The 241-nt window shown below is 38.6% G+C and carries 1 pseudogene; it reads left to right on the top strand.

What is annotated here, in order from left to right:
* Positions 1 to 241, top strand: a pseudogene (locus ACWA1B_RS23490) (TonB-dependent receptor); the annotation flags it as partial.

The following is a 241-nucleotide window of genomic DNA, read 5'->3' on the forward strand; positions in this document are numbered from 1 at the left end:
CAGCCAATACTTCTGTGATTACGAGTAAAGAACTGCTTAAGGCAGCATGTTGTAATCTTGCTGAAAGTTTTGAAACCAATCCGTCAATCGATGTTAATTTTTCTGATGCTTTAACAGGAACCAAACAAATCAAAATGCTTGGGCTTACGAGTCCGTATTTAATGATTACAGAAGAAAATATCCCTTCTGTTCGAGGTGCTTCTCAAGCCTACGGATTGTCATTTACTCCTGGAACTTGGAT

The organism is Flavobacterium xizangense, assembly GCF_054075145.1.